This is a genomic window from Nocardioides sp. P5_C9_2 (assembly GCF_054049555.1).
The window spans coordinates 1-2,350 of record NZ_JBFUMD010000550.1; the positions used below are offsets into that span (position 1 = coordinate 1).

The 2,350-nt window shown below is 73.6% G+C and carries 3 protein-coding genes; all 3 read left to right on the forward strand.

Translation table 11 applies throughout. The annotated features are described in order from the left end of the window. Window positions 1-501, forward strand: a 501-nt coding sequence (locus ACXJKL_RS19460) for a ParA family protein (RefSeq protein ID WP_457208649.1), incomplete at its 5' end; no start/stop codon positions are given. Window positions 502-505: 4 nt separating this feature from the next. Next, the gene (locus ACXJKL_RS19465; RefSeq protein WP_457208650.1) at window positions 506-1,177 is read left to right on the forward strand and encodes a L,D-transpeptidase; all 672 of its coding nucleotides are present in this window, start codon (window positions 506-508) and stop codon (window positions 1,175-1,177) included. Window positions 1,178-1,250: 73 nt separating this feature from the next. Continuing rightward, window positions 1,251-2,111 (forward strand): hypothetical protein, encoded by an 861-nt coding sequence (locus tag ACXJKL_RS19470; RefSeq protein WP_457208651.1) that lies wholly within the window; start codon window positions 1,251-1,253, stop codon window positions 2,109-2,111. Window positions 2,112-2,350: the final 239 nt, after the last annotated feature.

The window sequence follows — 2,350 nt, forward strand, 5'->3', positions numbered from 1 at the left end:
GTCGAGCAGCTCGCCGAGGACGAGGCGGGCTACGACTGGATCCTGCTCGACTGCCCGCCCTCGCTCGGCGTGCTGACGGTGGCCGCGCTCACCGCCGCCGACGGCGTCCTGGTGCCGCTCCAGTGCGAGACGCTGTCGCACCGCGGGGTCGGCCAGCTGCTCGACACCGTCCACGACGTGCGCCGCTTCACCAACCGTGGGCTCGAGGTCTGGGGCGTCCTGCCGACGCTGTACGACGGGCGCACCAACCACGCCCGCACCGTGCTCGAGACGATCAGCGAGACCTACGACCTCGAGGTCATCGAGCCGCCGATCCCCAAGACCATCAAGTTCGCCGAGGCCCCGGCCGCCGGGCGCTCCATCCTGGCGACCAGCCGCAGCAACAAGGGGGCGCAGGCCTACCGCGAGGTGGCCGCCAACCTGGTGATCCGCTCGCAGCGGCCCAAGGCCAGGAAGTCGAAGGCCGCGCCGAAGCGGGCCACCACCCGGGGCAAGGCCTGACCCGATGACCCGCCACCGGTCCGCCCACCCGCGCTACGGCCGGATCGTGCTGGTCGCGGCGTCCGCGGTCGTCACGGCGGTGTCGGTGCTCGGGGGAGTGGGCCTGCTGCCCCTCGAGAGGGACGCGGCCGTAGCCGCGGACCGCGCACGACCCGCGCCTGCCGAGGAGACGGCCGTGCTGAGCGGGTCCACGACCCCGCCCCCCGCTCCGGTCCCCGGCCCCACGGGGACCACTCCGACCGAGACCACCCCGGTCGCCCCCGCGCCCGACCCCCTCGCGGTCCCCGCCGACTCGGGCACCGGCCGCCGGGTCGTGTTCAGCGAGGAGGCCCAGCGGGTCTGGCTGCTCGGTGCCGACGACGGGGTGCGGCGCACCTACCTGGTCAGCGGCAGCGTCACCGACAACCTCCAGCCCGGCTCCTACGAGGTCTGGTCGCGGTCGCGGTGGGCCGTCGGCATCGACGACTCGGGCGTCATGGAGTACTTCGTCCGCTTCGCGCACGGCCAGCACGCCGCCATCGGCTTTCACTCCATCCCCACCAGGCTCGGCGAGCCCCTCCAGACCCGTGCGCAACTCGGGACCCCCCAGTCCCACGGGTGCATCCGGCAGGCGCTGCCGGACGCCGTGGCGATGTGGCGTTTCGCGTCCAGCGGCACCACGGTCGTCGTGGTCTGACCCGCGCGGGGGCCGGCCCGGGCACCCGGTGCCGATTTGGCGCCACGCCGAGGGGGTTGCCTACAGTGCCCGGATGCCTTCGACGACCAAGTCCCTCGTTGCTGCCGGCGTCCTGGCCCTCGGGCTCAGCACCGCGCCCGTGCTGACGACCGGCGCGGCCCACGCCGACCCCGGCACGCCCGCGACCAGCACCTCGACGCTCGCGACCCCGTCGACCACCGACGGCCGCCCCCGCAACGGGTACGGCGTACGGCTGACGACCTTCAACATCCTGAGCTCCGCGATGGCCCGCGGCGGCGTCGACCGTGCCTCCCGCGCGGCCCGCTGGGTGCAGGACCAGGACGCGACCGTCTCCGCCTTCCAGGAGGTGGCCAAGGACCAGCTGCGGCAGATGCAGAAGACGCTGCCCGGCTACCACTTCTTCCCGCGACGCACCCTCGGCACCCGCGGCTCGGCCATCCAGATCGCCTGGAAGACCTCCGAGGTCAAGATCATGGAGACCGGCCACGTCATGCGTCCGTTCCTCGGCTGGCAGCGCCCGATCCCCTATGTCCGGCTCCGCGACCGCGAGACCGGCCGCGGCTTCTGGGTGGTGGCGATCCACAACGCCCCCGGTGGCCACGAGACCGAGCGCGACGTCTCCACCGCCAAGGAGATCGCCCAGGTCAAGAGGATGCTCGGCAAGGACCGGCCCGTGTTCGTCGTCGGTGACGTCAACGAGCGCTCGGAGTTCTGCTCCAAGGTCGCGCGGGCGACCCCGCTCGTGTCCATGAACGGCGGGACGGCCAAGAAGCCGTGCCCCGTGCCCAGGTTCGGCGGGCCCGACTGGATGCTCGGCGCGGGCGCGGAGTTCTCCGGCTTCGCCAAGGTCTACAACGGCATCAGCGACCACCCGGCGCTCACCGCCAGGGCCTGGGTCCCCGCCAAGGGCTGACCCTCCGCCCGACCTCCGACACGCKAAAGACCCGGCGCCACGAGGCGCCGGGTCTTCTCGCGTGTCAGGTGCGGGTCACCCCGCGAGGGGGATCCTCACTCGGAGGCGGGAGCCGCGGCCGAGTTCGCCGAGCCGCCCGAGCGGGTCCGGCGACGACGGTTGCGATTGCGGCTCGCGCCCTCGCCGGCGGGAGCGTCGCCGGTGGACTCGCTGACGACCGCGGTCGTGCTGGTCGCGGC

What these genes read in the sequence shown, in the direction of transcription:
- ACXJKL_RS19465 (WP_457208650.1), top strand. Translation starts at nt 506, where the DNA reads ATGACCCGCCACCGGTCCGCCCACCCGCGCTACGGCCGGATCGTGCTG.
- ACXJKL_RS19470 (WP_457208651.1), top strand. Translation starts at nt 1,251, where the DNA reads ATGCCTTCGACGACCAAGTCCCTCGTTGCTGCCGGCGTCCTGGCCCTC.